This is a genomic window from Serratia sp. (in: enterobacteria), from assembly GCF_051654945.1.
Taxonomy (GTDB): Bacteria; Pseudomonadota; Gammaproteobacteria; order Enterobacterales; family Enterobacteriaceae; genus Chania.
On record NZ_JBOFZA010000091.1, the window covers coordinates 1 to 25,714 of the forward strand.

At 53.8% G+C, this 25,714-nt stretch carries 21 protein-coding genes; 5 read left to right on the plus strand and 16 right to left on the minus strand.

Going from position 1 to position 25,714, the window contains the following annotated elements; translation table 11 throughout:
• The 9 genes from ACRDCA_RS20900 to ompC form a co-directional block, all read right to left on the minus strand.
• Positions 1–958: beta-ketoacyl-[acyl-carrier-protein] synthase family protein (locus ACRDCA_RS20900; RefSeq protein ID WP_438691247.1), on the minus strand; the 958-nt coding region annotated here is incomplete at its 3' end.
• A 4-nt stretch (positions 959–962) separates the two neighbouring features.
• Positions 963–2,360, minus strand: a complete 1,398-nt coding sequence (locus ACRDCA_RS20905; protein ID WP_438691248.1) for an efflux transporter outer membrane subunit — start codon at positions 2,358–2,360, stop codon at positions 963–965.
• A complete protein-coding gene (locus ACRDCA_RS20910; RefSeq protein WP_438691249.1) occupies positions 2,357–4,312 on the minus strand; it encodes an ABC transporter permease in 1,956 nt (651 codons plus the stop codon). The genes ACRDCA_RS20905 and ACRDCA_RS20910 overlap by 4 nt, the downstream gene beginning before the upstream one ends.
• Positions 4,305–5,408, minus strand: a complete 1,104-nt coding sequence (locus tag ACRDCA_RS20915; protein ID WP_438691563.1) for an efflux RND transporter periplasmic adaptor subunit — start codon at positions 5,406–5,408, stop codon at positions 4,305–4,307. The genes ACRDCA_RS20910 and ACRDCA_RS20915 overlap by 8 nt, the downstream gene beginning before the upstream one ends.
• A 68-nt stretch (positions 5,409–5,476) precedes the next feature.
• The gene (locus ACRDCA_RS20920) at positions 5,477–7,627 is read right to left on the minus strand and encodes a peptidase domain-containing ABC transporter (RefSeq protein WP_438691250.1); all 2,151 of its coding nucleotides are present in this window, start codon (positions 7,625–7,627) and stop codon (positions 5,477–5,479) included.
• Positions 7,628–7,651: 24 nt separating this feature from the next.
• The gene (locus ACRDCA_RS20925) at positions 7,652–8,599 is read right to left on the minus strand and encodes an ABC transporter (protein ID WP_438691251.1); all 948 of its coding nucleotides are present in this window, start codon (positions 8,597–8,599) and stop codon (positions 7,652–7,654) included.
• A complete protein-coding gene (locus tag ACRDCA_RS20930) occupies positions 8,599–9,273 on the minus strand; it encodes a DsbA family protein (RefSeq protein WP_438691252.1) in 675 nt (224 codons plus the stop codon). The genes ACRDCA_RS20925 and ACRDCA_RS20930 overlap by 1 nt, the downstream gene beginning before the upstream one ends.
• 193 nt (positions 9,274–9,466) lie before the next feature.
• Positions 9,467–9,658 carry a hypothetical protein gene (locus ACRDCA_RS20935; RefSeq protein WP_438691253.1) on the minus strand — a complete coding sequence of 64 codons (192 nt, stop codon included), beginning with the start codon at positions 9,656–9,658 and terminating at the stop codon, positions 9,467–9,469.
• Between the two features lie 464 nt (positions 9,659–10,122).
• Positions 10,123–11,232 (minus strand): porin OmpC, encoded by a 1,110-nt coding sequence (gene ompC / locus ACRDCA_RS20940; RefSeq protein WP_438691254.1) that lies wholly within the window; start codon positions 11,230–11,232, stop codon positions 10,123–10,125.
• 1,211 nt (positions 11,233–12,443) lie between these two features.
• Between ompC and ACRDCA_RS20945 the strand changes: the two genes are divergently transcribed.
• The 3 genes from ACRDCA_RS20945 (at position 12,444) to ACRDCA_RS20955 (ending at position 17,115) form a co-directional block, all read left to right on the plus strand.
• On the plus strand, positions 12,444–13,529 hold the full coding sequence (locus tag ACRDCA_RS20945; RefSeq protein ID WP_438691255.1) for an efflux RND transporter periplasmic adaptor subunit: 1,086 nt from the start codon (positions 12,444–12,446) through the stop codon (positions 13,527–13,529).
• Positions 13,529–16,609, plus strand: coding sequence for an efflux RND transporter permease subunit (locus tag ACRDCA_RS20950; RefSeq protein WP_438691256.1), 3,081 nt, complete (start codon positions 13,529–13,531; stop codon positions 16,607–16,609). Before ACRDCA_RS20945 ends, ACRDCA_RS20950 begins: the two co-directional genes overlap by 1 nt.
• A 131-nt stretch (positions 16,610–16,740) precedes the next feature.
• Positions 16,741–17,115 carry a lysozyme inhibitor LprI family protein gene (locus tag ACRDCA_RS20955; protein WP_438691257.1) on the plus strand — a complete coding sequence of 125 codons (375 nt, stop codon included), beginning with the start codon at positions 16,741–16,743 and terminating at the stop codon, positions 17,113–17,115.
• Positions 17,116–17,157: 42 nt separating this feature from the next.
• On the opposite strand, the gene ACRDCA_RS20960 is transcribed toward ACRDCA_RS20955, so the two are convergent.
• Positions 17,158–17,379 carry a hypothetical protein gene (locus ACRDCA_RS20960; RefSeq protein WP_438691258.1) on the minus strand — a complete coding sequence of 74 codons (222 nt, stop codon included), beginning with the start codon at positions 17,377–17,379 and terminating at the stop codon, positions 17,158–17,160.
• A 235-nt stretch (positions 17,380–17,614) separates the two neighbouring features.
• Positions 17,615–18,529 (minus strand): EamA family transporter, encoded by a 915-nt coding sequence (locus ACRDCA_RS20965; protein WP_438691564.1) that lies wholly within the window; start codon positions 18,527–18,529, stop codon positions 17,615–17,617.
• Between the two features lie 172 nt (positions 18,530–18,701).
• Between ACRDCA_RS20965 and ACRDCA_RS20970 the strand changes: the two genes are divergently transcribed.
• The gene (locus ACRDCA_RS20970; RefSeq protein WP_438691259.1) at positions 18,702–18,920 is read left to right on the plus strand and encodes a hypothetical protein; all 219 of its coding nucleotides are present in this window, start codon (positions 18,702–18,704) and stop codon (positions 18,918–18,920) included.
• A 2-nt stretch (positions 18,921–18,922) separates the two neighbouring features.
• Positions 18,923–19,246 carry a low molecular weight protein tyrosine phosphatase family protein gene (locus ACRDCA_RS20975; protein ID WP_438691260.1) on the plus strand — a complete coding sequence of 108 codons (324 nt, stop codon included), beginning with the start codon at positions 18,923–18,925 and terminating at the stop codon, positions 19,244–19,246.
• 13 nt (positions 19,247–19,259) lie between these two features.
• Here ACRDCA_RS20975 and ACRDCA_RS20980 read toward each other — a convergent pair whose 3' ends face one another.
• From ACRDCA_RS20980 to ACRDCA_RS21000, 5 genes are all read right to left on the minus strand, one after another.
• Positions 19,260–20,567, minus strand: a complete 1,308-nt coding sequence (locus tag ACRDCA_RS20980; protein ID WP_438691261.1) for an amidase — start codon at positions 20,565–20,567, stop codon at positions 19,260–19,262.
• Between the two features lie 232 nt (positions 20,568–20,799).
• On the minus strand, positions 20,800–22,110 hold the full coding sequence (hisD, locus tag ACRDCA_RS20985) for a histidinol dehydrogenase (protein WP_438691262.1): 1,311 nt from the start codon (positions 22,108–22,110) through the stop codon (positions 20,800–20,802).
• 3 nt (positions 22,111–22,113) lie between these two features.
• Positions 22,114–23,253 carry an ester cyclase gene (locus ACRDCA_RS20990; RefSeq protein WP_438691263.1) on the minus strand — a complete coding sequence of 380 codons (1,140 nt, stop codon included), beginning with the start codon at positions 23,251–23,253 and terminating at the stop codon, positions 22,114–22,116.
• A 198-nt stretch (positions 23,254–23,451) separates the two neighbouring features.
• The gene (locus ACRDCA_RS20995) at positions 23,452–24,423 is read right to left on the minus strand and encodes a nuclear transport factor 2 family protein (RefSeq protein WP_438691264.1); all 972 of its coding nucleotides are present in this window, start codon (positions 24,421–24,423) and stop codon (positions 23,452–23,454) included.
• Complete coding sequence (locus tag ACRDCA_RS21000) at positions 24,420–25,490, minus strand: LacI family DNA-binding transcriptional regulator (RefSeq protein WP_438691265.1); 1,071 nt, start codon at positions 25,488–25,490, stop codon at positions 24,420–24,422. Before ACRDCA_RS21000 ends, ACRDCA_RS20995 begins: the two co-directional genes overlap by 4 nt.
• Positions 25,491–25,714: the final 224 nt, after the last annotated feature.

Genomic DNA, 25,714 nt, shown 5'->3' on the forward strand with positions numbered 1-25,714 from the left:
TTTCATTCAGATCGTTGAGCGGCGTGGACGTGCCATGGGCATTGATATAATCGATATCTTCCGCCGTCACCCCGGCCTGCTGCAACGCATGCTGGATGGTTTTCACCCGGGCAATCTTGTCTTCCGCTGGCGCGGTAAAGTCGAAGGCATCGGAGTAATTGCCGTAGCCCTTGATCTCGCCGAAAATCGTCGCGCCACGCGCCAGTGCGGCTTCGCGCTCTTCCAGGCACAGTACCGCAGCCCCTTCGGACAGCACAAAGCCGTTGCGATCGAGGCTGAAGGGGCAGCAGGCCTTGCTGATGTCCTCCTGCTCGCTCGCCAAGGCGCGCAGCACGTCGATATTCCACACGGCGTTGTCGCTGCGTAGCGACTCACCGGCCCCGGCCAGCATCATCGACGCACGGCCGCTGCGGATCACCTCGGCCGCATCGCCAATGGCGATCGTTCCGGTGGCACAGGCGGCAATCGGGCTATTTTGATAACCGCGCAGCCCCCAGAACAGGCTGCAGGCTGCGGTGGCAGCATTGGGCATCGAAAGGAAGCAGCCAAACGGTGAGGCCAGCCCGGAGCTCAGGAAATCCGCATGGTTCTGATGGGTTTCATCCTGACCTGCCCAGCCGCTGCCGATGATGGTGCCACAGTCCAGCAGATCGTAATACGCCGCCGGGCTTTCCTCATGAAAGGCCATCTCCATTGCTTCGCGAGCCGCCCCCAACACCAGGCGGGCAAAACGTGGCAGGCGGCGGCGGATAGCCGCTGGGACGCCTTTCAGACTGGGTTCATCGTCGATCACCCCGAGGAAACGCGACTGGATCCCCACGGCGGACATATCGAAGTAGCGGTAGCCCAGTTGATAATCCATGATCGCCGCCCAGCTTTGCTCGGCATTCATCCCTAATGGCGTGACCGCACCGAAACCGGTAACCACCACGCGACGTGGCAAAGCATCTTTATTCATGATTTCATCCTTTTATCTCACCGTCTTGTTCCACACCGCCGCCCAACGCCAGCCACAGTTTCATGGTGGCATTGAGGTAGTTGTATTGCAGGTCTGACAAATCACTTTCAATCGTCAGTAACGCATCCTCGGCATCCAGCAGGGTCTGGAGAGACACAGAGCCAGCCTGATATTGGCTGTGAGCCAAAGCTAAACGCTGCTGGCTCAGTTGCAGATTCTGTTGCTGATTGATTTTTTGCTGCTGATAATTCAGACGCTGCGTCATGGCGTTATCCACGTCGGATAGCGCGCTATAAACCTTGCTGCGAAAGACGATCGCTGCCTGCTTGACGTCCAGACTGGATTTTTCGATGGTCAGTTGAACGGTATTCCAATTCAGGAACGGCAGTGCGACGCTGCTTCCCAAGGTTCTGGTTGGGTGGTTGAACCATTGCTGAAACAGGCTGCTGCCCGTACCAAGTGAAGCACTTAGCGACAACGTCGGATAGAAGTTCAAACGTTCCACGTCCGACCCCGCCAGCGCAGCCCGCAGGCTCTTTTCTGCCGACTGTACATCTGGACGGCGGGCAATAACCTCTACCGGTAAAGTGTTGGCTATGGGTACGGTTTGGTTAATATCCAAAGCACTGCGTTCCACCTGACGATCGGTAGGCGAACGGTTAAACAGGATCGCCAGTGCATTACGCGCCTCTTCCCGTTGCTGTTGCTTAGTGCGGTAACTATTTTCCCGGCCGATCACCGATTGCCGTGCTTGTAGCAGATCCAACTGGCTGACAGCGCCGGCATCATAGCGGGATTGCACCAGAGCCAGCGTCTGTTGGCTAATTTCCAGCCCCGCCTGTTGCTGTCTGATTTGCTGGTTAAGATTGGCAATCTGCCAATAATACTGCGCCGTGCTGCCAATTAGCGTTAGCGCGGTGTTTTGCCGATCCTGCTCCGTGGCTTCGACCTGCCACTGCGCCTGCTCCCTGGCTCGCGCCAATTTCCCCCACAGATCCAGCTCATAACTCAGATTCAGACTACTGTTGTAACTATCGGAGGAGCTTTCCCCCTGACGCAGTTTCTTACTATTGCTGAATCCGCCGGTGGCCGAGGTTACGGTTGGCGTCAGGTTGGTATTTTTCAACCCGGCAGTCAGCCGTGCCTGCTGGAGCTTCAGGCCAGCAATGGCCAGGTCGTTGTTATTGGTCAGCACACGCCCAATCAACATCGAGAGCTGTGGATCGTCGAAGTTATCCCACCAGTGGTCAGTGTGTTGCAGGTAGCCGGAGCCGGTATCCTGCACTCGCCACTCGGTGGGCACCGACAGCATCGGCCGCTGATATTCACTTTTCGTCAAGGAGCCACAGCCGCTCAACAGCAGGGGCAACAGCAGGGCCACAGGGAGTTTGTTGAAAGTCATTCGCGCGCCAGCGCCTCCGTTGGATGCAGGCGCGCCGCATTGCGCGCAGGGAAAAAGCCAAAACACAGACCGATCAGTGCCGAGAACCCACAGGCGAGCACCAACGGTGGCCAGGTAAAGATCATGGTGAACTCGTTGGTCACCAGGGAGAAAATGACCCCGGCCAACCCCGAGCCAATAATGCCAATCAGCCCGCCCAGCGAGCAGATCACCATCGCTTCAATCAGGAACTGACGCATAATGTCCGCTGGCCGTGCGCCAACCGACAGGCGAATACCAATCTCATGGGTACGTTCGGTGACCGAAACCAGCATGATGTTCATCACACCCACCCCGCCTACCAGCAGCGAAATCCCGGCAATCGCGGTGATCAGCAGCGTCATGGAGTCCGACGCCTTTTGGATAGCCTTGGTCATCTGATCGTTGGTCTGGGTAAAGAAATCGATCCGTCCGTGCGCCTGTTCCAACAGCCGTTCAACACGCTCCTGTGCTTGCTGAAGTGAAATTCCTTCGCTCACACGTAGCATGATCGATTCGATCGGCATATTGCCGGACATACGCTCCATTACTGCGGTATAGGGCATCCACGCTCCCAGGCCCATGCCGCTGTATTTACCGCCTTTACGCTCGGCAATGCCGATCACCCGATACGGTGTCCCCGCAAGCTGGACGATGCCACCTTCAGCCACCTCATCGGAATCAAACAGCGTGTCGCGTAATTCCGGATCGATGATCACTACCGGTTCCCGCTCGTCCAGATCGCGCTGGGTAAAGCCGTTACCGGAGATAAAATGCAAACCCTGCACGCGGAAATAGGCGTTGCTGATACCGGAAATCGACACCATCACCTCTTTGCCACCACGCACCGCGACCACGGTTTTGCTGACCACTGGCGATACGCTATCGACATAAGGCTGACGATCCAATAGTGCTACATCGGCCACCGTCAACGATCGGGCCAGGTCCGGGCGCGGTTTATCCCACCCCAAACCAGGGCGGATCTCCAACGTGCTACTGCCCAGTTGGCTAATTTCATTGAGGATATTTTGCCGAGCCCCCTCACCAACCGCCATTGATGACACCACAGAAGAGACGCCGATAATGATGCCTAACATCGACAGGAAGGCTCTGGCTCGATGCCCCATCAGCGCGCGCCAGGCCATCTTGATCGCCTCCTGCACGCTCTGCCAGAACGGGTTACGCCCGGTAGCGGCGGCAACCGGCGGCGCAGGCTTGGTCTCCGGTGGGACTCTCGCTTCGTTATGTTTATCGGCCACGATCTCACCGTCGCTGATTTCGATAATACGCTGTGCCTGATTGGCGACATCCCGATCGTGGGTGACGATAATGATGGTATGCCCCGAACGGTGCAGGGAGTGCAGGATCCCCATCAGTTCCTGCCCACTGGCACGATCGAGTGCGCCGGTCGGTTCATCGGCCAGAATAATTTCGGCCCCGTTCATCAACGCACGGGCAATACTTACCCGCTGCTGCTGCCCGCCGGAGAGTTGCGCCGGTTTGTAGTCCATCCGCTGTTGCAGCCCAAGCCGGGTGAGCAGGTATTCAGCCCGCGTCTGGCGCTCTGCGGCGGGCATCGCGGTATACAGGGCAGGAATGGCGACGTTTTCGCTGGCGCTCAGGTACGGCATCAGGTGGTAACGCTGGAAGATAAACCCGATGTACTGGCTGCGTAACTGGGCCAGTTGCTCACTGCTGGCAAGTTGGGTGGAGATACCCTTAATCTGCATCTCACCCTCGGTGGGCTTGTCCAGGCAACCAATGATATTCATCAGCGTGGATTTGCCCGAACCAGAAGCACCGATGATCGCCACCATTTCGCCACGCTCAATGGTGAGGGAAATGTTCTTCAACACCGCCACCGTCTGCAACCCGGAGACAAAATGGCGGGAAATACCGCGCAGTGAGATCAACGCAGGGGCTGGGTTAACCATTGCTACCGCTCCCGGTGGCATGCTGCGCCAACACCACGCGGTCGCCCTCTTTCAACCCTTCTTTCACTTCAGCAAACTGACGGTCGTTCAGGCCGATGCGTACCCAGCGTGACTCAAGCTGATTGCCGTTCATCACCTGCACCTGATAGCGATCTTTGCCCTGCTGTTCCCCAAAAGCGGCTACTGGCACGCGCAAAGCGTTCTTCGCCTGTTCGGTAATGATAAATACCTGAGCGGTCATCGAGGTACGCAGCAGACGCTTACCGTTGGCAATGGCAAACACGCCGCTGTAATACACCGCCGAGGCCTGCTGATTAGCAGAGCTGGATGAGCTACCGTCCTGCAAAGCTTCGCTTGGGGCTTCCTGGATCGAGCCCATCACGCTTTCGTAGCGCTGTTTCGGATCGGCCACCACGTAAAACCACAGCGGTTGCCCCACGCGCACCTTCAGGATATCGGTCTCCGAGATGCGGGTATGCACCGTCATGGTATCCACATCCGCCAGCACCAGAATGGTCGGGACGGTTTGTGACGATACGATGGTCTGCCCTTCTTTGGTGACGATCCCCAGCACTTCACCGTCGATCGGCGCAACGATGCGGGTAAAGCCCAGATTGGCCTTGGCGGTTTCCAACTCCATCTGTGCCTGGACGATCTGTGCGTCGTTGACCTTCAACTGGGCAACCTGGGTTTGGAACTGCGCCTGCGCCTTCTCCAGATCGCTTTTGACGCCGGAACCCGCACGATCCAACTTCAGCTGACGTGCCAGCTCCTGTTGATACTGTTTAAGCGTCGCCTGAGTCACCTGTTTTTGCGCCTGAGCGCTCTGCAGGGCAGCTTGCGATTTACGCAATGCGTTCTGTTGCAAGGTAGGGTCGATTTCCGCCAACAGTTGCCCACGGGTGACTCGGTCGCCCTGTTTCACATACAGCTTTTGCAATTGCCCGTTAACCTGAGCACCCACGCTGACCTGCAGCGCCGGTTTGAGGATACCGGTAGCCAACACGGTTTTTTCGATATCACCACGGGTGATTTCTTCGATGTCATAAGCCTTATTTTGCTTGGGTATAGCGAGATACCAGACGATCGCTACCATCAATACCACCAGACATAGCAAGACCATCGGTACCAGTCTGCGCTTATTGATGCCCATCAGTTTCAGCTTCATCCGCACACCGCCGTGGTCAGTGCCGGTTGTTCTGCAAGCGCCGTAGCAACGCTGGCCACATGGCCGTTGCTCACGCGGAATACCCGATCGAACATCGGTAATACACTTTCGCTGTGCGTGACGGTGATCAGCGTTTTATGTCGTTCACGGCAATGTGCCAGCAAGGTGGTCATTACCTGGTGCGCCGTTTCCTCATCCAGGTTGGCCGTGGGTTCATCCAGCACCAGCACCGGCCGATCGCTGTACATGGCCCGCGCCAGCAACAGACGCTGACGTTGCCCCAGAGACAGCCCGGCATGGCTTTCACGGATCAGGGCATTCAGGCCGCCCGGCAGTTTCTCGATCACCGGGGTGAGATTGAGCCCCTCCAGTGAGCGCTCAATCTGCTGATGTTTCTGCGCATTGAAGTCCTCATCAAACAGCGTGATGTTCTTCAACACCGAAGCGTTGAACAAGATGTCCTCCTGGCTTTGCAGGAAGAACAACGCGTGCACCTGTTGATAATCGAGCGGCTGGCCATCCACTATGACGTCCCCTTGCTGTGGCGGCATCAGGCCGGTCATCACCTTCAGCAAGGTACTTTTGCCCGCGCCGGATTCACCAACAATGGCAATGCTTTGCCCCGGCTTGAGCGACAGCGAAAGATCGTGCAGTACCGGCTGCTGGGCGTCATAGGCAAAGGCGATATGGTGGTAACGCAACTGCGTGGTAAACGCCGGAATGGGCGCAGGAACCGCATCGTTGCCCAGCTCCGGTGCAGAGCGTGGCGGAAACAGATCCCGGGCGCGGGTATCGATCACGTGCAGTTGGTTCTTCTGCAGGATGGAATAGAAGATTTTAGTGATGTAGGAGGTGAAAATTTCCCGCACAAAGCTATAGGCAAAGAACTCCCCCAGCGTAAGGGTGCCATTTTTCAACAGCGGCAGCGCCAGGAACATAAACAGCACCATCTCCAGGCTACCAATCATCTGATACAGGCTGTTTTTGACCTGCTCGTACATTCTCTGCTGCTGGCGGCAGGTAAACAGCGCCAGGGCGTACTTGGCAAACAGGTTCTTGCGCTGACTGGCCAGCCCGGCTGACTTGATGGTGGAAAAGCCTTGAATACTCTCCAGGATAAAGTCGCTCTGATCGGCCGTTTTGACCTGCATCTGCTGGGTATAATAACGGTCACGATAGATGGCCCAGACGCTGATCAATCCCATTAGGGTCACGCTGATACCGGACACCATCGCCAACAGCGGACTCATGTAACACATCACCGCCAAGGCAATGGCACCAATGATCCAGTTGGTTCGCAGGCCGTTATCCAGCTCGATTTTCGTCCCGGAGGCCATCTGCCAGTTGGCAAAACGGCTAAACACGTCACCCGGCGCACGTTTATCAAAGAAGTTCAGTGAATTACTGAGCAAGCGCGAGAAGCCCGCCACGCTGTTGACCACCACAAAGCGTTTGATAAAGCGCTCGGTGATCCATCGCACGCCAAAAGCGAGCAACGTCGAAACGACAAACGCCAGCAGGAAATAAAAGTAGGGGAAATCGGCTTCCCCAGGGGTGGAAAAGACCTGGTTGATGGCGCTGCTGACCATCGTCGGCATGATAAACAGGGTTAATGAGATCAGAAACGCCAGTATCATCAACCGGTAAATACCGGGAATACGTGCCGTTTCTTTCAGGCTCATGGTCTCGAACGCACGGAAACGTTTACTGCGCTGCACGCTAGCCTGTACCTGCGGATCGGGCTGGGTTTCATTGTCCAGCACCAGCGCATAACCGCTGATCTCCAGCTTTAACGCATCGATAGGCAGCAGTTGCTGACCAATTCCCGGATTCATCACGCAGACATGGTTGCCCTTGCGGTAGGCCAGCACCACATAATGGTTAGCCCCGTAATGCAAAATGGCGGGCAGCGGTATTTCCGCCAGTTCATCATGCTCAAACGCGACGGGATAAGCAGGCATCGCCAATTCGCCCATGATATCGCACAGTTTGGCCAGCGAGGTGCCATGCTGTGAGGCCGGATAACGTTCACGCAGGCTTTCCAGCGAGGCATCGATCCCCTGGGTTTCCGCCATCATGGCGATGCAGGCCAGCCCACACTCATTCGTTTCGCCTTGAAACACCAGCGTCGGGATTATCTTTTCCATGATCTGACTTCTTCAATTTCCAGTTTATTCATTGATAAAAAATAACGAATGTGAGTGCCACAGCAGCCAGTCCTCGGGGTGACGGGCGATCGACGTTTCAACTATTTCCGGCAATTTGGTTTTCACGCTGCGCGCCGGGATCGGCGGATCAATGTGGATTTTTATCTCTTTGTCGTAATACAGGTAATAAAACACCACCTGCGCAGACAGCGCCCGGGCAATGCGGATCACGCCGCTGTGCAAATTGGCCGGGCGATCAAACAGACGGCAACTGAGCTTCGCCGTTTGCGCCGTATTGGTATTGACGGTGTAATCCGGCGAGATATCCGGGAAAATCATGATATTGCGTTGATGATCGGCCGCTTCCATGATTGCACTGGTCAGATTGCCAGCAATTTCCCGGTTATCATCATGGATCGAGCAATAGGACAGGTTGACGCCCCCGAGTTCCCGTGCCCTGGCGTGATACACCTCTGCGCTCACAGAAACAATTGCCGTTGCCTGTCCTGGAAACACCCCTGCCCCCACCATGCCGGCCAGCACATCAGACACCATATGCAGCGGTGCCAACACCACCGGGTGCCCTGCCTGATGCAAAGGTTCGACGACCGCATTAAGCTCTGCCTGGCAACGTGCCAGTTGGGCTGCGACCTGAGGGCTCTTGCCATAGGTCGCGGCCAGTTCCAATATGCGGCGGCGCTGAGTGGTGCGGGCAAAACTCCCGTGGTAGTCAGCTCCGAGCAGGCATTGCTTGTTGGCCTCGGCCACGCAGGCCCGCCGACGATCGCCCCGGTTTATCAGACGCAACCCACGGACAATCGCCCCCAACCCGAGGAACCAGCGGTAATTACCGTGGCGTAACAGCCAACAGATGGCCCTGCCGTGTACTCTGCGTAACGGCACCCCACTGCGTGTAATGTTGCTGAGTGCCTCTCTCCACGCCAGATATACCCACACGGCAAAGAAACGCATTATTGCTCCAGCGGTTTGTCATGCTGTAGCAGTGACAGCAGATGATCGCCAAACTGGGTAAAATCGCGATCCTGCAGGGCCAGCCACTTCTTGTTAACGATAAACGTCGGAGTCGCGTTGATGTCGTAATGATCGGTCACTTTGGTCATATAGCTCAGCAACTCTGCCACTTCTTGTGACTGGCTGGCGGCGTTATAAGCCGTGAGATCGATACCATTTTCCGCTAACCATTTATCGCGGTTTTCAGATTTGCTCAGATCGATTTTTTCTTTGATCACGGTGTTATAAGCACTCGCACGGTGCTGTGGCTCGATACCCATTACCGTCAGGGTAGCGAACAGCGGAGCGAAACTTGCCAGACCATTGCTTTGTGAATTACTCAGATGCAGGCGGATAAATTGGGTCCCGGCTGGCATACGCGCTTCCAGCTTGGTCACGTTCTCTTCATTAACCGCACAAAAATGGCAGCCATATGAGAATATTTCGATAATGGTATTGTTTTCGGTAATCGGGCTGGATTTAACTTTTTCCTCGTCTACGGCCATCAGGGCTTGCTGCTCACTAGCCTGGTTCTGATTCAAGACGAAATAGTGGAAGTAGGCGGTGGTGACCAATGAGGAAATAACGATGATCGCCAGAGTATAAATGACAAGAAACAGAGGTTTTTTGAACATAAACCATGCGTCCTAAAAAGGCATATCAGTTTGCTCTTATAACGCAGGGATAGTGATTGTCTTATTTAGCACGTTTGCACAACTGGGAAACCAGCGGCTATTACATCCCTGTCCATCAAAAAGCACAAAACTCAAGCAGGCTGATGCGAACATCCTATCGCATCAGCCTGAAATTCATAAGCCTAGAAGGCTATTATGGCTTACCGTTGCAAAGACTTGATGCTACCTTAACAGAGGTCTTGCTGACCTCCGCACCAAACTTGTCTTCACAGGTAGTAGTTTCCATGCAAGCACCTGTATCTAACTGACCATACTTAACAATACAAGTTTTTGGGATGGTGCCGCCAACGATGGCATTTGCTTCAGCAGTATTGATCTGTTTCATAATATTATCCCTTAATATAAAGTGGTGTAAAACTGAATCTAGCCATGCCTACAGATAAGGCATAGAACAGTTCTACGCTCAATATAAAGACACAGGAAATCGTGCCTTTATTAAAACGCAGAATCAGTTTGACTGGCTTCCTAATTTCTCAGTAGTGGGCTAAGGATAGCCTGACGTTTAAAACAGATCAATAATAATTTTCAGCGCAACCAATGCCAAGTCATTAAAATGAAGGGATATTTATGCAGGATTTTTCTTTATATTAAACAAGAATGTCATTATATATATAATCTAATCGTGGAATAACCACGCTCAGACAGGGCCACAAGTACAGGATAATCCCCCATTAATAGACACAGGCATCGCGAATAAGGGAAAACAGTCAATGAAAATTAAACTCGCTGAGCAAACAGCAAGCGCAACAAAGCCCGGCACACAACTGTACCGGGCTAAATAAAACTACCTTAGAACTGGTAAACGATACCGACCGAGGTCACGTTATCGGTGTTGAGGCCGGTCTTACCGGTAAAGTCGTTCTCATCCAGCAGGTTGATTTTGTGATCTACATAGGTGGACATGTTTTTATTGAAGGCATAGGTGGCGCCTAAATCAACATACTTCACCAGGTTCTGGCTGCCAAAGCCCTGGATGTCTTTGGCATTAGATTGTACGTAGGCCACCGATGGACGCAGGCCGAAGTCGAACTGGTACTGCGCCACCAGTTCAATATTCTGTGCCTTGTCGGCAAAACCGTACGCCTGGCTGTTGCGGGTACCGATGCGGTTAGCGTTATAAGACTGGGTATACATGGCCGCCAGATAGACATTATTGGCATCATATTTCAGACCGGCGCTATAAGCCTGTGCCTTATCGCCATTACCCAGGATAGCCGGGTTGTTGCGGCCGTTCTGGTCTGCAGTGCGATCGGCACTGAAGAACGCACCGGCTGCGCTGATGCCATAACCCAGATCGTAACTGACAGACATGCCGTAGCCGTTACCGTTCTGAGCCAGCACGTCGCGATAATTATTGGATTCGGAGGCGCTGCCGTTGGTGCCTTGATATTGCAGCGCGAAATTCAGGCCTTCGACCATGCCGAAGAAGTCGCTGTTACGGTAGGTCAATAAACCGTTGCCACGTTGGAACAGGAAGTTATCTGCGCCGTAAGTATCGCCACCAAACTCTGGCAGCACATCGGTCCATGCACCGATGTCATACATCACGCCGTAGTTGCGGCCATAATCCAGTGAACCATACTCGGCAAATTTCAAACCGGCAAAGCCCACACGGGTAAAGCTGTTGTTCGCTTCGCTCTCTGCCTGGTTGAGGTTAACCTGGTATTCCCACATCCCGTAACCGGTCAGGCTTTCGTTGATTTGGGTTTCGCCACGCAGGCCAAAACGCATATAGGACTGATCGCCATCAACCGAATCGTTACTGGAGAAGTAGCGCTGGCCGTCAATCTTGCCGAACAAATCCAGCTTGTTGCCGTCTTTGTTGAAGATCTCTGCTGCACCCGCTGTGCCTGCAACCAGTAAAGCTGGAACCAACAGTGAAAGTACGCGAATTTTCATAATAGCTCTCTATCTAAAGTTTATATAAAAGTGATTATCGAAATACGGCAACGTAGATAAGAACTGCGGCAATATTTAGTCTGCCGATGTTCATTTCTTACCCGTTCCTTTCTGGTGGTGGAAAGTATAGTGAGTAAAATCTTAATGCAATAGTTAAATACAAATAAATTCAATATATGTCCAAATATTACATCGTCATAATATTTACTTCGAAAAAATTAACATTCAAGTTAACAATAAAAAAAATAAACTTCGCAATTTAATAGTGTCCGTTATTTTTACGTAATAACATAAAACAAATACAACCATAAGTCATTACATTCAGCACACAGTTACCCATGTAAAATGTAGTAAAAATAAAATAAATTGTTTTATTACCTGGTTTTTAATGTTATTAAAATGCTGAAAATCGCTTTCACACAGAAATCACTGACACTTTACCCATGATTGAACACAGTACCTTGCGGCCATAAAAATTAATTATTTCAGTTAGATATGCAATAATCGCCATTTTATCAAGATCCTTTTCCTCAATGCGTTTCTAATCATCACACAATTTGTTCATTTTTTGCGCCAAATCATAAACCCCAAACAGACGGCATTTACAATTTCGCAATATATGTAAATAACACCCCATCACAGCAATGATACCCACAATCTCTATGGTGGGATATTTCCGGCAACATAGGATTATTTACCTGATGATAAAAAAACCGTTTCTTAAACGAAACCTAAATAAGGTAGGAATTAATTTAAAATAGCGAATGGTATAACAAAAAAAATGACCAGGATCATAACCAGGAATCATCTCAATCCGTACCATCATTGACCTTCGGCTAGCATTAATTAGCGTCTATTCATCATCTTGGTCGGGCCATCATTAACGGTGATTTATCCGTCATAGCCAAAACCGGGTCAACGGCATGAAATGAAGATAATTTCCTCACGTTGGCGCACGGCATACTAAGCTTTAAGAGTCTGCGAGTGGTTGAAACTGAAGGAAACAACGGAGGTATCACTACCTGCTGGCGGGCAAAGGAAATAGCTGTAACCCAATGTGCTGGTGGCCCAAGGCCACAGTAACAAGATTTCGTTCCCGTTACGACGTGAACACAGGCCGGAGTTGGCCTAGACGAGCGGTAAGGCGTGATGCATATGGTCAACGAGTTAACTCATCGCTCCCCTAAAATCCGATCCCAAGAGATTGCATCGTGAATATAAAACTGGTTGCCGTGATACTTTGCACACTTTTTCTTACCGCCTGCGACAGAGAGGCGCCTAAAGAAACCACCAGCGTCCGTCCCGTGAACATCTTTGAGGTGAGTAACAACGCCCAGCAAGGAGTACGGATCTTCCCCGCCAGAATTGTCGCGGGTGACCGCACCGAGTTGGCCTTCAAGCGTTCTGGCCAACTGCAACAGTTGCTGGTACGTGAAGGAGAACGGGTCAACCAGGGGCAGGTGATTGCCGAACTAAACGGCAATGACGCACGGCTGCGGCTACGTGACCGCCAAGCTAGCTTCGATCTGGCGCAGGCACAGTTCAACCGTTTCTCGACCCTCAGCGCACGTAATGTCATTCCTCGTGCCGAACTGGATGTCCATCGCGCAGCACGCGATTCGGCTCAGGCCGCCTTGAAGCTGGCCAGAGAAGAAGTCAATGATATGCAAATCCGCGCCCCCTTTACTGGCGTGATCGCCACGCTCACCGCCCGTAACCATCAGGTGATCGCAGCCGGCCAGCCGATAGCCACCCTGAACTCGCTGGACTCGCTGGATGTGGTATTCAGTATCCCCGAAAATCTGTTTATTCTTATTGATGAAAACAATGCACAGTACCAACCTGTTGTTCGGTTGAATAACTTGCCTGGCCGCGAATTTACCGCCCGCTATAAAGAACACACCACCAATACCACCGCAGGTTCCCTGACCTATCAAATGACCCTGACCATGCCACGCCCGCAGGATCTGCCGCTGCTCTCGGGGATGAGCGGCAGCGTGAAAATCAACCTCGGTAACCTGGCCGGGGCCGATCAGACCTCCAGCGTTATTGTGCCCGTCGAGGCGGTATTTAACCCGGATAACAGCCCACGCAATCAGCCCCACGTTTGGGTGATCAAGGAACGTGATGGCAAACTGTTTGTGGAATCTCGCCAGGTTGAAACCGGGCAACTGACCGCCAATGGCATTCAGATCGTCTCAGGTCTATCCGACGGTGAGCGGATTGTCGCCGCCGGTACCCGCGAATTGCGCCCCGATCAGGAAGTGCGCGCCTGGGTCCGTGAGCGAGGTCTGTAATGAAACTGACAGAAAACTTTATCAACAACGGTACCCGAATCTGGTTGGCGATCCTGCTGCTAGGCATCGGCGGCGTACTGGCGTTTCTGAATATCGGCAGGCTGGAAGATCCGGCCTTTACCATCAAAACGGCGGTGGTGGTCACCCGTTATGACGGTGCTTCGGCCCAACAGGTGGAGGAAGAAGTTACCCTGCCGCTGGAAAATGCCATTCAGCAGCTGCCTTATATTGATAACGTCACCTCGATCTCCAGCGTCGGTTTGTCGCAGATCACCATTAATATCCGCGCCGAATACGGGGCTGCCGAATTACCGCAGATCTGGGATGTACTGCGTCGGCGTATTGGCGATGCGGCGATGCGTTTACCCCCCGGAGCCAGCCCGCCGATAGTGAATGATGATTTTGGTGACGTATACGGCTTCTTCTTCTCACTGTATGGCGATGGTTTTACCAATCAGGAGCTGCGTAACTTTGCCGAGCTGTTACGCCGTGAATTGGTGGTGGTGCCCGGCGTGGGCAAGGTGGCCATTGTCGGGGTGGTACCGGAAGAGGTGCAGATTGAAATTTCCCGCGCCCAGATGACCGCCGCCAATATTATCCCCCAACGGCTTTACGACCTGCTGAGCCGGCAGAACGTGGTGTCCAACGCCGGAGATTTACTGGTAGGCAGCGAGTCGATCAGGCTACACCCCACCGGGGAATTTGCCAGCGTGCAGGAGTTGGGTAACCTGCTGATTAGCGAGCCGGGCAGCCCGCGCAGCGTTTATCTGCGTGATATCGCCACCATCACTCAGGGCGTGACGCATTCCCCCAATAATATTTACCGCGCCAACGGGCGGCCAGCGCTTTCCGTCGGCGTGTCTTTTGCCCCGAACGTAAATGTGATCGTGGTGGGCGAGGCGGTCAAGGCCCGGTTAGCCCAGTTACAAGCCGAGCGCCCCGCCGGGATGGACATCAGCGTATTCTACGATCAGTCCCACGAAGTGGAAGGCGCAGTAAACGGCTTTATCATGAACTTCTTGCTGGCGCTGCTAATCGTAGTCGGCACCTTGTTGATCTTCATGGGGGTGCGCAGCGGGTTGGTGATCGCCGCCTCGTTGGCGTTGAACGTGCTTGGCACCTTGTTGATCATGAAGCTGTTCAATATTGAGCTACAGCGCGTTTCACTCGGTGCGCTGGTGATCGCCTTGAGTATGTTGGTCGATAACGCCATCGTGATCGTCGAGGGTGTGCTGGTTGGACGCCAACAGGGCGAGAAAACCCTGCAGGCGATTAATAACGTGGTCAAGCGCACCATGTTCCCGCTGTTGGGGGCGACGGTCATTGCCATTCTGGCGTTTGCGCCGATCGGTTTATCCAACGATGCCACCGGGGAATACTGTAAGTCGCTATTCCAGGTGCTACTGATTTCGTTGATGCTGAGCTGGTTTACCGCCTTGACTCTGACGCCGGTGTTTACCAAATGGGCATTCGAAAAACAGAAAATCGCCGAACCGAAGCCCAATGAACCCGTCAAATCACCCTACGATGGTTGGCTGTTCCGCGTCTATCGCAATCTATTGGGCAAACTGCTGCGTCAGCGCACCATTACGTTGGGGGTGCTGGCGGCGTTGATGGTGGCATCGGTGATTGGTTTTGGCAACGTGCGTCAAAGCTTCTTCCCGCCGTCCAATACGCCGATCTTCTTTGTCGATCTTTGGTTGCCGTATGGCACCGATATCGCCTATACCGAAAAGATTGCCGCCGAGATCGAACAGCATATCCAGACGCAAGAAGGCGTCAGCGATACCATGGTCACCATCGGCCAGGGGGCGATGCGCTTTATGCTCACCTACAACGCGCAGCGGCAATATTCCAACTACGCGCAGATCATGGTGCGGGCCAAGCAGCTCAACCAGATCCCCGGCATGATCGGCCAGATAGAGGGCTACGTTCGCAACAATTTCCCTCAGGTGAACGCCCAGGCCAAGCGCATCATGTTCGGGCCTTCGAATAACAGCTCCATCGAAGCGCGCTTTATCGGCCCGGATCCGAACGTGCTGCGCACGCTGGCGGCCAAAGCGGAAACCATCGCCAGCGCCGATGCTAATGCCGACGGCGTGATGCACGACTGGCAGCAGCGTAGCAAAGTCATTCGCCCGCAGTTCTCGGATTATCTCGGCCGCGAATTAGGGGTGGATAAACGTGAAATAGACAGTGCGCTACGCATGAGTTTTGGTGGGATAACCGTGGGCTTGTACCGCGATGGCACCAGGCTAATGCCGATCGTATTAAGAACGCCGGACTCGGAGCGGCTGAATGCCGAGCGACTGAACGATGTGATGATCTGGAGCCAGGCGCGGCAGGCGTTTATTCCCATCGATAACGTGGTCAACGGCTTTACGACCGAGTGGGAAGATCCGCTGATCATGCGCCGGGATCGCAAACGCACCCTGACGGTTCAGGCCGATCCTAGCTCCCAGAGCGGTGAAACCTCTGCCGAGCTGTTGCAACGCATCAAACCGGGCATTGATGCCATCCCACTGCCACACGGTTATGAACTGAATTGGGGCGGGGATTATGAAAGCACCAAGGAAGCCCAGGCCGGATTGTTCACCAGCCTGCCGGTGGCCTTTGTGATCATGTTTATCATCACCGTGCTGATGTTCAGCTCACTGAAAAACGCCGTTGCAATCTGGCTGACCATTCCGTTAGCCCTGATAGGGGTCACACTAGGCTTCTTGCTAACCGGTATTCCGTTTGGCTTTATGGCGCTAATTGGCCTGCTGAGCCTGAGCGGGATGCTGATCCGTAACGGTATTGTATTGGTAGAAGAGATAGGGCTACAGCGGCAGGAAAAACCGATCCTGGCAGCGATTATCGACGCCTCCACCTCGCGTTTGCGCCCAATCCTGCTGACGGCCTTTACCACCGTTCTCGGTCTGGCTCCGCTGCTTAGCGATGCCTTCTTCCAGAGCATGGCGGTGGTGATCATGTTCGGCCTGGGCTTTGCTACCGTGCTGACGCTATTGGTTCTGCCAGTGATCTACAGCTGTATGAACTCCGACAAACCCAAGGTAGCGCCACAAACCGAGGCTTGAGATCGTCGGCCTTCCCAACCGGGCGCGGCATACGGCGCCCGGTTGAATATTTGTCTTCAATCGGGCTATGGCAAAATGCTGCATTGGTTTACTGTGTTGGCAGTTCAAGACAAAACACGGAGAAGTGCAAAGTGATTAAAGAAACAATCCTGGGATGTTCGCTACTGTTGCTCTCTGCCACTGCGCTGGCCGGTGGCTGTGATAACCCACGTACCCCCTATGACGTGACCTACTGCGCGGCTTTGGAAATGGTGCAGTTGGATCAAGAGATCAATGTGCAATACAAAAAGGTAATGGGGCTGCTGACTCAACCACAGAAACAGACGCTGAAGCAGTCACAGATCGAATGGCTTAAAAATCGGGACAGTCAATGTAGCGACGATTCGATGATCAATGTGGGTTGCTCAAACAAGACCATGCAAAGCCGTATCGAGTTTCTGAAAAGCGTAGAACGTGAGTGCAAAAGCACGGGTTGTGACAGTAACAAGCTGGCTCAACAGCAGTAATGCCATCGGGGCGCAGCATGCTGCGCCCCGACTAAAAAATCACTATTTGGTTAACGCGATAATGCCCAATGTCAGGCCAGCCACCGCGGCTGCACCGCCTGCGATAGCTCCGGCGGTTTCCCAGTTATCCTGAGTGGTGCCTTTCATGCAGGTATTGGTATGCACCAGACGGCCCTGATCGTCATAGACCGGAACGCAAGGCGACTCGGTGGCACACCCGGACAGTAAAACGGCCAACAGGCCCACGGCAATAAACTTACTCATACTCACACCTCGGCGTTCAACGGCCCAAAAACAGCAAAATAAATGAAAATCGAGCCACTTTACCACCTATGCCTGCAGCGACGGATCCGGAATAGTCGCAAAATGTGTGAGGATGAAACAATTAAATTCGGGCTTCTGCGAGAGCTGAAAAAGTTCAGCATCGCTACGTACACCCAACTTGCGCATGCAGCTACACTTATATGCGGTGGGGGTTTCGTCAGCCCTAAAGCCGCCATTAAGGTTTACTGCGGATTTTACTAAGGATAGGCTGCCACACCCCACCAAATACGTTCACCAGCAAACCGACAATCACCACCAATGCACCGATCATTTGTTGCGGTGACAGTCTTTCCCCCAATAGCCAGGCGGCGCTGAGGATCCCGATCACCGGCACCAGCAACGTCAACGGCGCAACGCGCCAGGTTTCATAACGACTCAACAGACTGCCCCAGATGCCATAGCCCATGATGCTGGCCACGAGCGCCAGATAAATCAGTGCCAGAATGGTGGAGCCTTGAATATGCACCAGGTTGTCAATCAACTGCGTTTGCCCCTCGAACAGCCATGAGCAAATGAAGAACAACACCACCGGCACCGGCGTACTCCATACCACCAGCGACATAATCGAAACCTGGTTATCACGCATGATCACCTTGTTGCTGATATTACCCAGCCCCCAAGATAACGCAGCGGCCAGCGTTAACATCATGGTGGTCAACGTGATGCCCGCCGTCGTTTGCCCCTCCATGCCTGCACTGGCCAATATAAACATGCCGCAAAAGGCAATCATCATGCCGGCAATATGGTGCCATTTGAGCTTTTCGGCCAGAAACAGCGCGCCGAGCAACAGGGTAAAGAAAGCCTGAGCCTGCAACACCAGCGATGCCAGTCCTGCGGGCATACCAAGCTTGATCGCCGTAAACAGGAAAGCGAACTGGCCAAAACTGATGGAGAGACCGTACGCCAGCAGCCAGCGGAACGGGAGCTTGGGAGGTTTGACAAACAGCATGGCGGGGAACAACACCAGCGCAAAACGCAGGCCCGCGAGTAAAAATGGCGGCATGCCATACAGCCCAACTTTAATCACCACAAAGTTCAGCCCCCAGGCCACCACGACGAAAAGCGCCAACAGCATATCTTTCACTGACATCATGCATTCCTTGTTATTTGCCGCAGCGAGAGCGGTGACGGCCATCAGGTTCAAGACGATTTATTGTTTATAGTCGAAATGTTAATATCACCGGGCGGCATAAAATGCTGCTGCACGACCTCTGAGTATTATCGCGGCTGCTGAACCCCGATAACACCGTTGAGGCATGAATATGAATGACACACGTGGCCGGGCCTGGCGCCTGGTAAACAACAAAATTAACAAACACCGTGAAATGGGCGACTTTCAACCCAAATTCACCAAAGAGAAAAAGTGGAAAATGCTCTATACCCGCTCGCATAAAGTGACCCGGGCGAAGCAACTAGGCATTGAGTATCCACAAGTTTCCCGCGCCGTATCCCGGCGTAACGCACTCGATGAGATAGAATAATCATGAATGTGCTGTTTGTCTGCAGCCGTAATCAATGGCGCAGCCCTACCGCAGAACGTATCTGGCAACGGACTCCCGGCCTGACCACCAGGTCGGCCGGGACCAGCCGCCATGCCAAAAAAACGGTAACGCCGGAGTTATTGCACTGGGCGGATATGATATTTGTCATGGAGCAAAAACATAAGAACCGGCTGGTTGCCGAGTATCAACGCCTGTTGCAGCACAAGCCCCTGCACGTTCTCGATATCCCTGACGACTATCAATATATGGATCCCGAGCTGATCGCTGTGCTTGAGCAATCTGTCGAGCCATTCTTGTCGCGCTAACGCCACATTTTGATTAGCTAAAAACCCCTTCACAAGCCAACCCCAGCGACAGTAATAAATCCTCTTGCGGCTGAGCGCATAATATCTCCAGCCCAACCGGTAGTCCCGTTGCGCTAACACCGCAGGGTAAAGTCAACGCGGGCCAACCACTGATGGCGGAAAGTTCAGGGGCACAGCCCGGCGGCATTTTTTCCAGGCTTTCCGGCTGGCGGCTCACGGTGGGGTAAATAACGCCATGCAACCGCTGAGTATGAACAAGTTGGTAGATAGCCTCGCGGAGTTTACGTTGGAACCGACGTGAACTGCGCCACTGTTCAGTTTTTAACGTCTTATGTGATAGCAACTGGGCAATAAACGGCGAGAATTCGGGTAAAAACTGGCCTGATTGATACAACTCGCTCAGGCTAGCCGGGGCCGGCGGGTGCATGGCCAACCACGCATTGATGGCAACGTGAAACTCATAAAGGCTCAGGCATGGCGCACTCGCCACCTCAGCCAGGATGGGTAATGTCACATCGATTAACTCCACGCCACTGTTACGCAGCGTGTTTAGCGCTGCATGCCAAACCCGCAATTGCTGTGGAGAATCCCCTGCCAGTTCAGTCAATACTCCCAGGCGCATGCTTTTCAGAGGCGCTGGCCGTAACGGGCGCAGCGGTTTTCCTGCCATGATTGCATTAAGCAGGGCAGCATCCTGCACGCTTTTCACCATCGGCCCCACACAGTCTTTGCTGGGAGATAGAGGTGCAACACCTTGCAATAGCTCATGCCGATGATGAGGACGCAACCCTACCAAACCGGTATAGCTACAGGGGATACGTATTGAGCCACCGGTGTCGGTGCCGATGGCGGCCACGGCCATATCTGCCGCCACCGCTGCCGCACAACCCCCGCTTGATCCTCCGGCGGTAACACCTGGCATAAGAGGATTAAGCACATCTCCAGCAAGAGAGCTGCGCGAGCGAACATCAAAAGCGAACTCCGACAAATTGGCTTTCGCAATAATAATGGCTCCAGCGCTTCGCAGACGCTGGACCACCAAGGCATCACGTTGTGCCTTGGCGTTGGCCAGCGCTATACACCCCAATGTGGTAGGCAGAGGTGAGATATCAATATTGTCTTTAATCACGATCGGAATGCCCTGCAACGGAGCTATTGGCTGGCCCTGTTGTCTGGCTTGGTGCCAATATTCAGCCTCGGCGGCGGCCAACGGATTGACCTGCAAGATGGCGTTCAACGCCTTGTGATCGCTGATGGTTTGCAGCCGACGGTAAACGTCTTCCCGGCATTCCAGCGGAGGGATAAGTAAAGGAAGCTTCATGTAATATCTCTGTATTGCAATGTGTTACGTGTTTTTTTGCCAAGTAGGATTAAGAATTTTTAGTTTGGCAATCGGCCCCTCACCCTAACCCTCTCCCACAGGGAGAGGGGACTGAACGTGCCACAGATTAACCTCTGCGCCTTACCTCAACGCCGAATACAACCAACACCGACACCTGACCTCTGCACCATTGCAGCTCCCTCTCCCTGTGGGAGTGTTGGGGTGAGGGGTGCTAGTCACGTTCGCCGCGGGTAATGGCGTCAATAGCTTCCGGGTGCAAACGGATCTCTGCGGCCCGGCGGTGAGCCTGCATCCCTTCGGTTCTGCTCTGACGAATGGCCGGTTGAGCTATCGCCGGGATCCCCTGCTCATCGATCCACTGATGGGTGCAGGTTTTCACATAAGCCCCCACCCATAACCCACCGGTATAGCGCGCGGCGGCCATCGTCGGCAGCGTATGGTTGGTGCCACAACACTTGTCCGAGAACACCACGCTGGCATTCTGGCCGATAAATACCGAGCCATAGTTGCGGATTTTACTGGCGGTGCCATGCGGGTCCCGCGTATGCACCTGTAAATGCTCAGTCGCCATATGATCCGCATAAGCGATCAACTGTGCTTCATCCTCACAGACGGCAATTTCACCCTGCAAACGCCAAGCCTCACCCGCGGTGATTGCCGTAGGTAGATTACCGAGTTGGCGCTCTATTTCAGCCAGGGTTTGCTGCGCGATCTCCAGGCTGGTGGTCGCCAGCCCCACGCGGGTACGCACGTCATGTTCGGCCTGGGCAAGCAAGTCCGCTGCCAGAATACGTGGGTCGGCACTGTCATCGGCAATAATGAAAATCTCGCTTGGGCCTGCCAATGCGTCAATACCCACCTTGCCAAAGACCTGACGTTTCGCTTCGTTTACGAACGCGTTGCCCGGCCCGACAATTTTATCGACCACCGGTATGCTCTCAGTTCCCCAAGCCATTGCCGCAATTGCCTGAGCACCACCGACTTTGAAAATACGGTGCGCCCCCGCCAGATGGCAAATGGCGATCATTGCCGGATGAGCCCCCGGCGGCAGGCAAGCGACAATCTCGTCACACCCGGCCACCTTCGCCGGAACAATCGACATCACCGGCGCAGATAAAATCGGGTAGCGGCCACCAGGGACATAGCAACCTACGGTTTGGATCGGGATAATGCGATGGCCAAGATGCACACCCGGCAACACCTCAACCTCCAACGGCTTAATGGTGGCCAGTTGCGCCTCGGCGAAACGCTTGACCTGGCTGATGGCAAACTCACTATCGAGCCGAGTTTGAGGATCCAGCTCCGCCAGCGCCTGTTCAATTTCATGCGCAGTCACTTCAAAACTTGTGGGGATCACCTGGTCAAATTTCTGTGAGTATTCGCGCAAGGCCGCATCGCCGCGCTGGCGAACCTGGCTGATAATATCGCTGACGGTCTCGCCCAATGAGCGGTCTGCTACCACGTCCTGCCCTTGTGGCTGCTTCAGATACTGCACGCTTGCAAAGCTATCGCTGCTGCTCATCGATTACTTCTCCATTTGTCCAAGTTTGATTTGTGCCAGCAATGCCAGGTGGTCATACACCACCCATTCGTCGACGATTTTGCCGTTGATAATGTGGTAGTGAGACATGCCCATCACGAACAGACGTTCTCCGGTCGGTTTGCCCAACTCGCCATAGCCCAGGTGATGCCCTTCCATAATCCAGCGCACGGCTACTTTGGTGCCGCCCTCTTCGCAAGGGTTGGAGCAGATATGCTGCGGCATCCAGGCACCATCCGGGATCATGCCGATCAGCGCCAGCGTCTGGTGGATCACCGCTGCCTGACCATACAGCTCTTTCATCAGCGGGCCATGCCATTGCACGTTGGTCGCATAGACGTCTTTGATTTTGCCAAGCATTCTGCGGTTATAGATCTCATGCAGCCAGCGCAGGCATTGCTCTTCAATGTCGGTATGGGCGATGGAGGTATCGCACTCGGTTTCGGGTGGATACTGCCCCAGCAGCCGGCGGTTTTCACCGATATCGGTCACCCGGAAGCCTTTATCAAACTGCTCCTTTGCCATGTCGTGGGCCACGGCATGCGTATCCAGGCCGATCTGCTTCATCAGCGCCATGTTGTCGCTCACCACCCACTCCCGGTAAATCTTGTTTTCGTGGATCATGCAGTCGGCGACGGTACGGGTGACAAAGGTACGATTGGTCGGTTTGCCCAGATGGCTGAATTGCGTGTGGCGACCGCTACCGGTGACCAGGTGCGAAGTATAAAAACCGTCGACGTCATTGCCATTCCAGATAACCTGCGTCGCCATGCCACGCCGCTCCGGGAAAGCCACGAGGCGTTGCAACGTATCCTGCACGACCTGTTCACGGTTATACATGGTTCCCAAGGCATTATATAAAATGCAGTTGTGCGTATAGTGGGTGTAAATTAATCCCACGTCACGTTCGTCCCATATTTTATGCGTACAGCGAACGATGTAATCAACGATATCGGTATAGCAATCATCGAAGCCGCGTAATGATTGCACGCGCGGGCGTTTCTCTGGCACTAAATCAATAAAGTCACGGCGTTCAACTTGCAATACCGGTTCTTCACGCGCGGCCTTGGAAGTGATTTTTTCAGGTGCTACTGGCGCTTTATTAGTAGTTTCAGTGGAAGACATACTATCTCCTGTATTTTCTTTTAAGTGCGCACGTAGAATACGCCGCACGCCTGAGACTCACTCCCACGGGCATAAATTTAGAGTGAAGACTCTTTCGCTGATAATACCTTGACCTTATTTAGGGCAATAGTCAGCCATGATAAATACCCGAGCATTTATCGTTTAACTGGCTGATTATTGTCTGGGGCCACACCCCGATTAATTAAAGATCTGTGACCATATGGCTAGTTCATCGATACCTAAATATTCACGCATAATTAATCCATCCCGTAATTCAAGCTGGCTGATGCCCGAAATCGACACCGGTCGCCGTGTGGGAATACCAAATTTGCCATAGCCGTCGTGCCAGGTAAGTAATGACCAGCGCAGCGACAGACGAACCGGCTCATTGGCATCCTTGCGGACGATCAGATGATGCAACTGCGTTTCACTGTCGGCAAAGGAAGCGCGATAGCCAGAAAGGAAGCTGCCAATATCCTGCTCGCCGGTGCAAAGCACATGACCAGGGCCGTTCAACGTGGCGGCTGGGTGATACAAACCGGGCACGACACCGCTGTTGCCACCCGCCCACATAGATAAATAACGTTCGACCAATCCAGCCAGCGGACCTTCGACATCATCACCATCCGGCCCCCCGGCCCAACGGGCATCCAGTTCTTCTGCCGTGGTTTGCTCAAGGCCCAGTTCACGACGCGTTGCCGCCAGTTGGCTGGCAAAATCACGCACGTCTAGCCCGATTTGCGAGACGATGGCGGCCCGATCCTGCAACAGCCATTCCTGGCGTACCGCACCTTCGGCACAAATACGATCGGCCCAGGTTCGCACCCACAAGGTTTTCCCACTCGGCTTGCCGAAGAAACCCTCCCCCTGATGGCGGATACAGGCCACCGCCCGCTGCGCCGCGTAATACTCAGCTTCGTTATTTTGGCTACACAAAATATCCTCGGTCAGCACGGAACGCTGAGGGAAACTGTGCATAGCCTCCAACGTCAGCCGCATAAACTGCGACAGATCGGTCAGGCGCTTCTCGGGGGTATGGAACACCACCGGCGTGGCATAAAAATCGGCCAGTTGCCCAATGTCTTTCTGCTCCCACACCACGTGGGTCAGGGTCAGAATAAATTGCTGAATAGAATCAAACTGCGGGCTAAAGCCGGGTAAGCGAGTCATTCAACCTCCTGGGGCTGGAACAGGGATAATCCCTCTTTTTCTATAATGCCGAGGCTTGGGCGTCTGGCTGAATGCCGCACGATCAACGCGCCGGGTACAATCACCTGCTCGGGTTCGATGTTGCCGCTGTCAATTTGCTTCATCAATAGCTCGACCGTGGCCGTCACCATGGCATCAACCGGCTGTGATGCGGAGGTCAAGGCATAGGACGGCCAGCCCGAAGGCCCGGTATCGTCGTAACCCACCACCGAAACATCCTGCGGGATGCGTAGCCCGAATTCATAGCGCGCTACATCCATCACGGTCAGTGCCATGTGATCATTAGCCGCAAATATGGCATCCGGTGGCTGCGGGCTGGAAAAAAGTTCCCGTGCGGCCTTGGCCGTTTGCTCGGCATCGTAGTTGCCGAACACCACCTGGATATCCTTCACCCCTCTGGCTTGCAGGGCTGCCACGTAACCCTGCTGCCGCGCAAGGTTCACCGAGGACTCCGCGATCCCGGCCACGTAGGCAAAATGGCGATGATCCCCGGCCAATAAAAATTCGGCAATTTGCCGAGCGGCCTTGGCGTTGTCGGTATTGACGCTTGAAGCGGTGCCATTTTCTGCATTGCGGTTAAACAGCACCACCGGGATCCCCGCAGCCAGGCACTCCTCAGACAGCTCAATCGATAACGACACCGAGGCCAGCACAATGCCATCCACCCGGTATTGCATGATCTGATCGAAGATCCTGTCGACGTTACCGTCCTTGTCGCCCACAAACAGCAACAGGTGATAGTTCAGCTCATCCAGTTTCTGTGCCAGCGCCTCCAGCACCTGTGGATAGAACTGGTTATCAAAATAAGACATCACCACGCCAACAATTCGCGAGCGTGCGGTGTTCAGCGAACGGGCGATGGCGTTCGGGCGGTAGCCCAGCTCACGCGCTGCCTGCAACACTTTCTCACGGGTCGCAGGCGAAATGCTGGCCCCCGGCGTGAAGGTGCGCGATACCGCCGATTGCGACACGCCGGCAACCTGCGCGACCTGCTGCGATGTCACAGGTCCAAACGTCTTACGTTTCATTGCTGTCTCTTCCTTTTTAACATTCCCGCCATGAATTCTGGCCCGATGCTCATGGTGTCTTCCAGTGTAACGGACCGCTCGCGGAACGCCACGTCAAGGGCACTTCACCACCTGCAGGAATGTGTGTTTTTAATACATAGCGCATTTTTGCATGCGTATGCAAGCAGTGTTGTAGTATTTTTTAATTTTTCATTAACACCATTTACAAACGCGAAATCTTTTCG

What these genes read in the sequence shown, in the direction of transcription:
- ACRDCA_RS20990 (WP_438691263.1), bottom strand. Translation starts at nt 23,253, where the DNA reads ATGTCTTCCACTGAAACTACTAATAAAGCGCCAGTAGCACCTGAAAAA.
- ACRDCA_RS20905 (WP_438691248.1), bottom strand. Translation starts at nt 2,360, where the DNA reads ATGACTTTCAACAAACTCCCTGTGGCCCTGCTGTTGCCCCTGCTGTTG.
- ompC (WP_438691254.1), bottom strand. Translation starts at nt 11,232, where the DNA reads ATGAAAATTCGCGTACTTTCACTGTTGGTTCCAGCTTTACTGGTTGCA.
- hisD (WP_438691262.1), bottom strand. Translation starts at nt 22,110, where the DNA reads ATGAGCAGCAGCGATAGCTTTGCAAGCGTGCAGTATCTGAAGCAGCCA.
- ACRDCA_RS20960 (WP_438691258.1), bottom strand. Translation starts at nt 17,379, where the DNA reads ATGAGTAAGTTTATTGCCGTGGGCCTGTTGGCCGTTTTACTGTCCGGG.
- ACRDCA_RS20920 (WP_438691250.1), bottom strand. Translation starts at nt 7,627, where the DNA reads ATGGAAAAGATAATCCCGACGCTGGTGTTTCAAGGCGAAACGAATGAG.
- ACRDCA_RS20910 (WP_438691249.1), bottom strand. Translation starts at nt 4,312, where the DNA reads ATGGTTAACCCAGCCCCTGCGTTGATCTCACTGCGCGGTATTTCCCGC.
- ACRDCA_RS20965 (WP_438691564.1), bottom strand. Translation starts at nt 18,529, where the DNA reads ATGTCAGTGAAAGATATGCTGTTGGCGCTTTTCGTCGTGGTGGCCTGG.
- ACRDCA_RS20915 (WP_438691563.1), bottom strand. Translation starts at nt 5,408, where the DNA reads ATGGTAGCGATCGTCTGGTATCTCGCTATACCCAAGCAAAATAAGGCT.
- ACRDCA_RS20935 (WP_438691253.1), bottom strand. Translation starts at nt 9,658, where the DNA reads ATGAAACAGATCAATACTGCTGAAGCAAATGCCATCGTTGGCGGCACC.
- ACRDCA_RS20975 (WP_438691260.1), top strand. Translation starts at nt 18,923, where the DNA reads ATGAATGTGCTGTTTGTCTGCAGCCGTAATCAATGGCGCAGCCCTACC.
- ACRDCA_RS20925 (WP_438691251.1), bottom strand. Translation starts at nt 8,599, where the DNA reads ATGCGTTTCTTTGCCGTGTGGGTATATCTGGCGTGGAGAGAGGCACTC.
- ACRDCA_RS21000 (WP_438691265.1), bottom strand. Translation starts at nt 25,490, where the DNA reads ATGAAACGTAAGACGTTTGGACCTGTGACATCGCAGCAGGTCGCGCAG.
- ACRDCA_RS20930 (WP_438691252.1), bottom strand. Translation starts at nt 9,273, where the DNA reads ATGTTCAAAAAACCTCTGTTTCTTGTCATTTATACTCTGGCGATCATC.
- ACRDCA_RS20970 (WP_438691259.1), top strand. Translation starts at nt 18,702, where the DNA reads ATGAATGACACACGTGGCCGGGCCTGGCGCCTGGTAAACAACAAAATT.
- ACRDCA_RS20980 (WP_438691261.1), bottom strand. Translation starts at nt 20,567, where the DNA reads ATGAAGCTTCCTTTACTTATCCCTCCGCTGGAATGCCGGGAAGACGTT.
- ACRDCA_RS20995 (WP_438691264.1), bottom strand. Translation starts at nt 24,423, where the DNA reads ATGACTCGCTTACCCGGCTTTAGCCCGCAGTTTGATTCTATTCAGCAA.
- ACRDCA_RS20950 (WP_438691256.1), top strand. Translation starts at nt 13,529, where the DNA reads ATGAAACTGACAGAAAACTTTATCAACAACGGTACCCGAATCTGGTTG.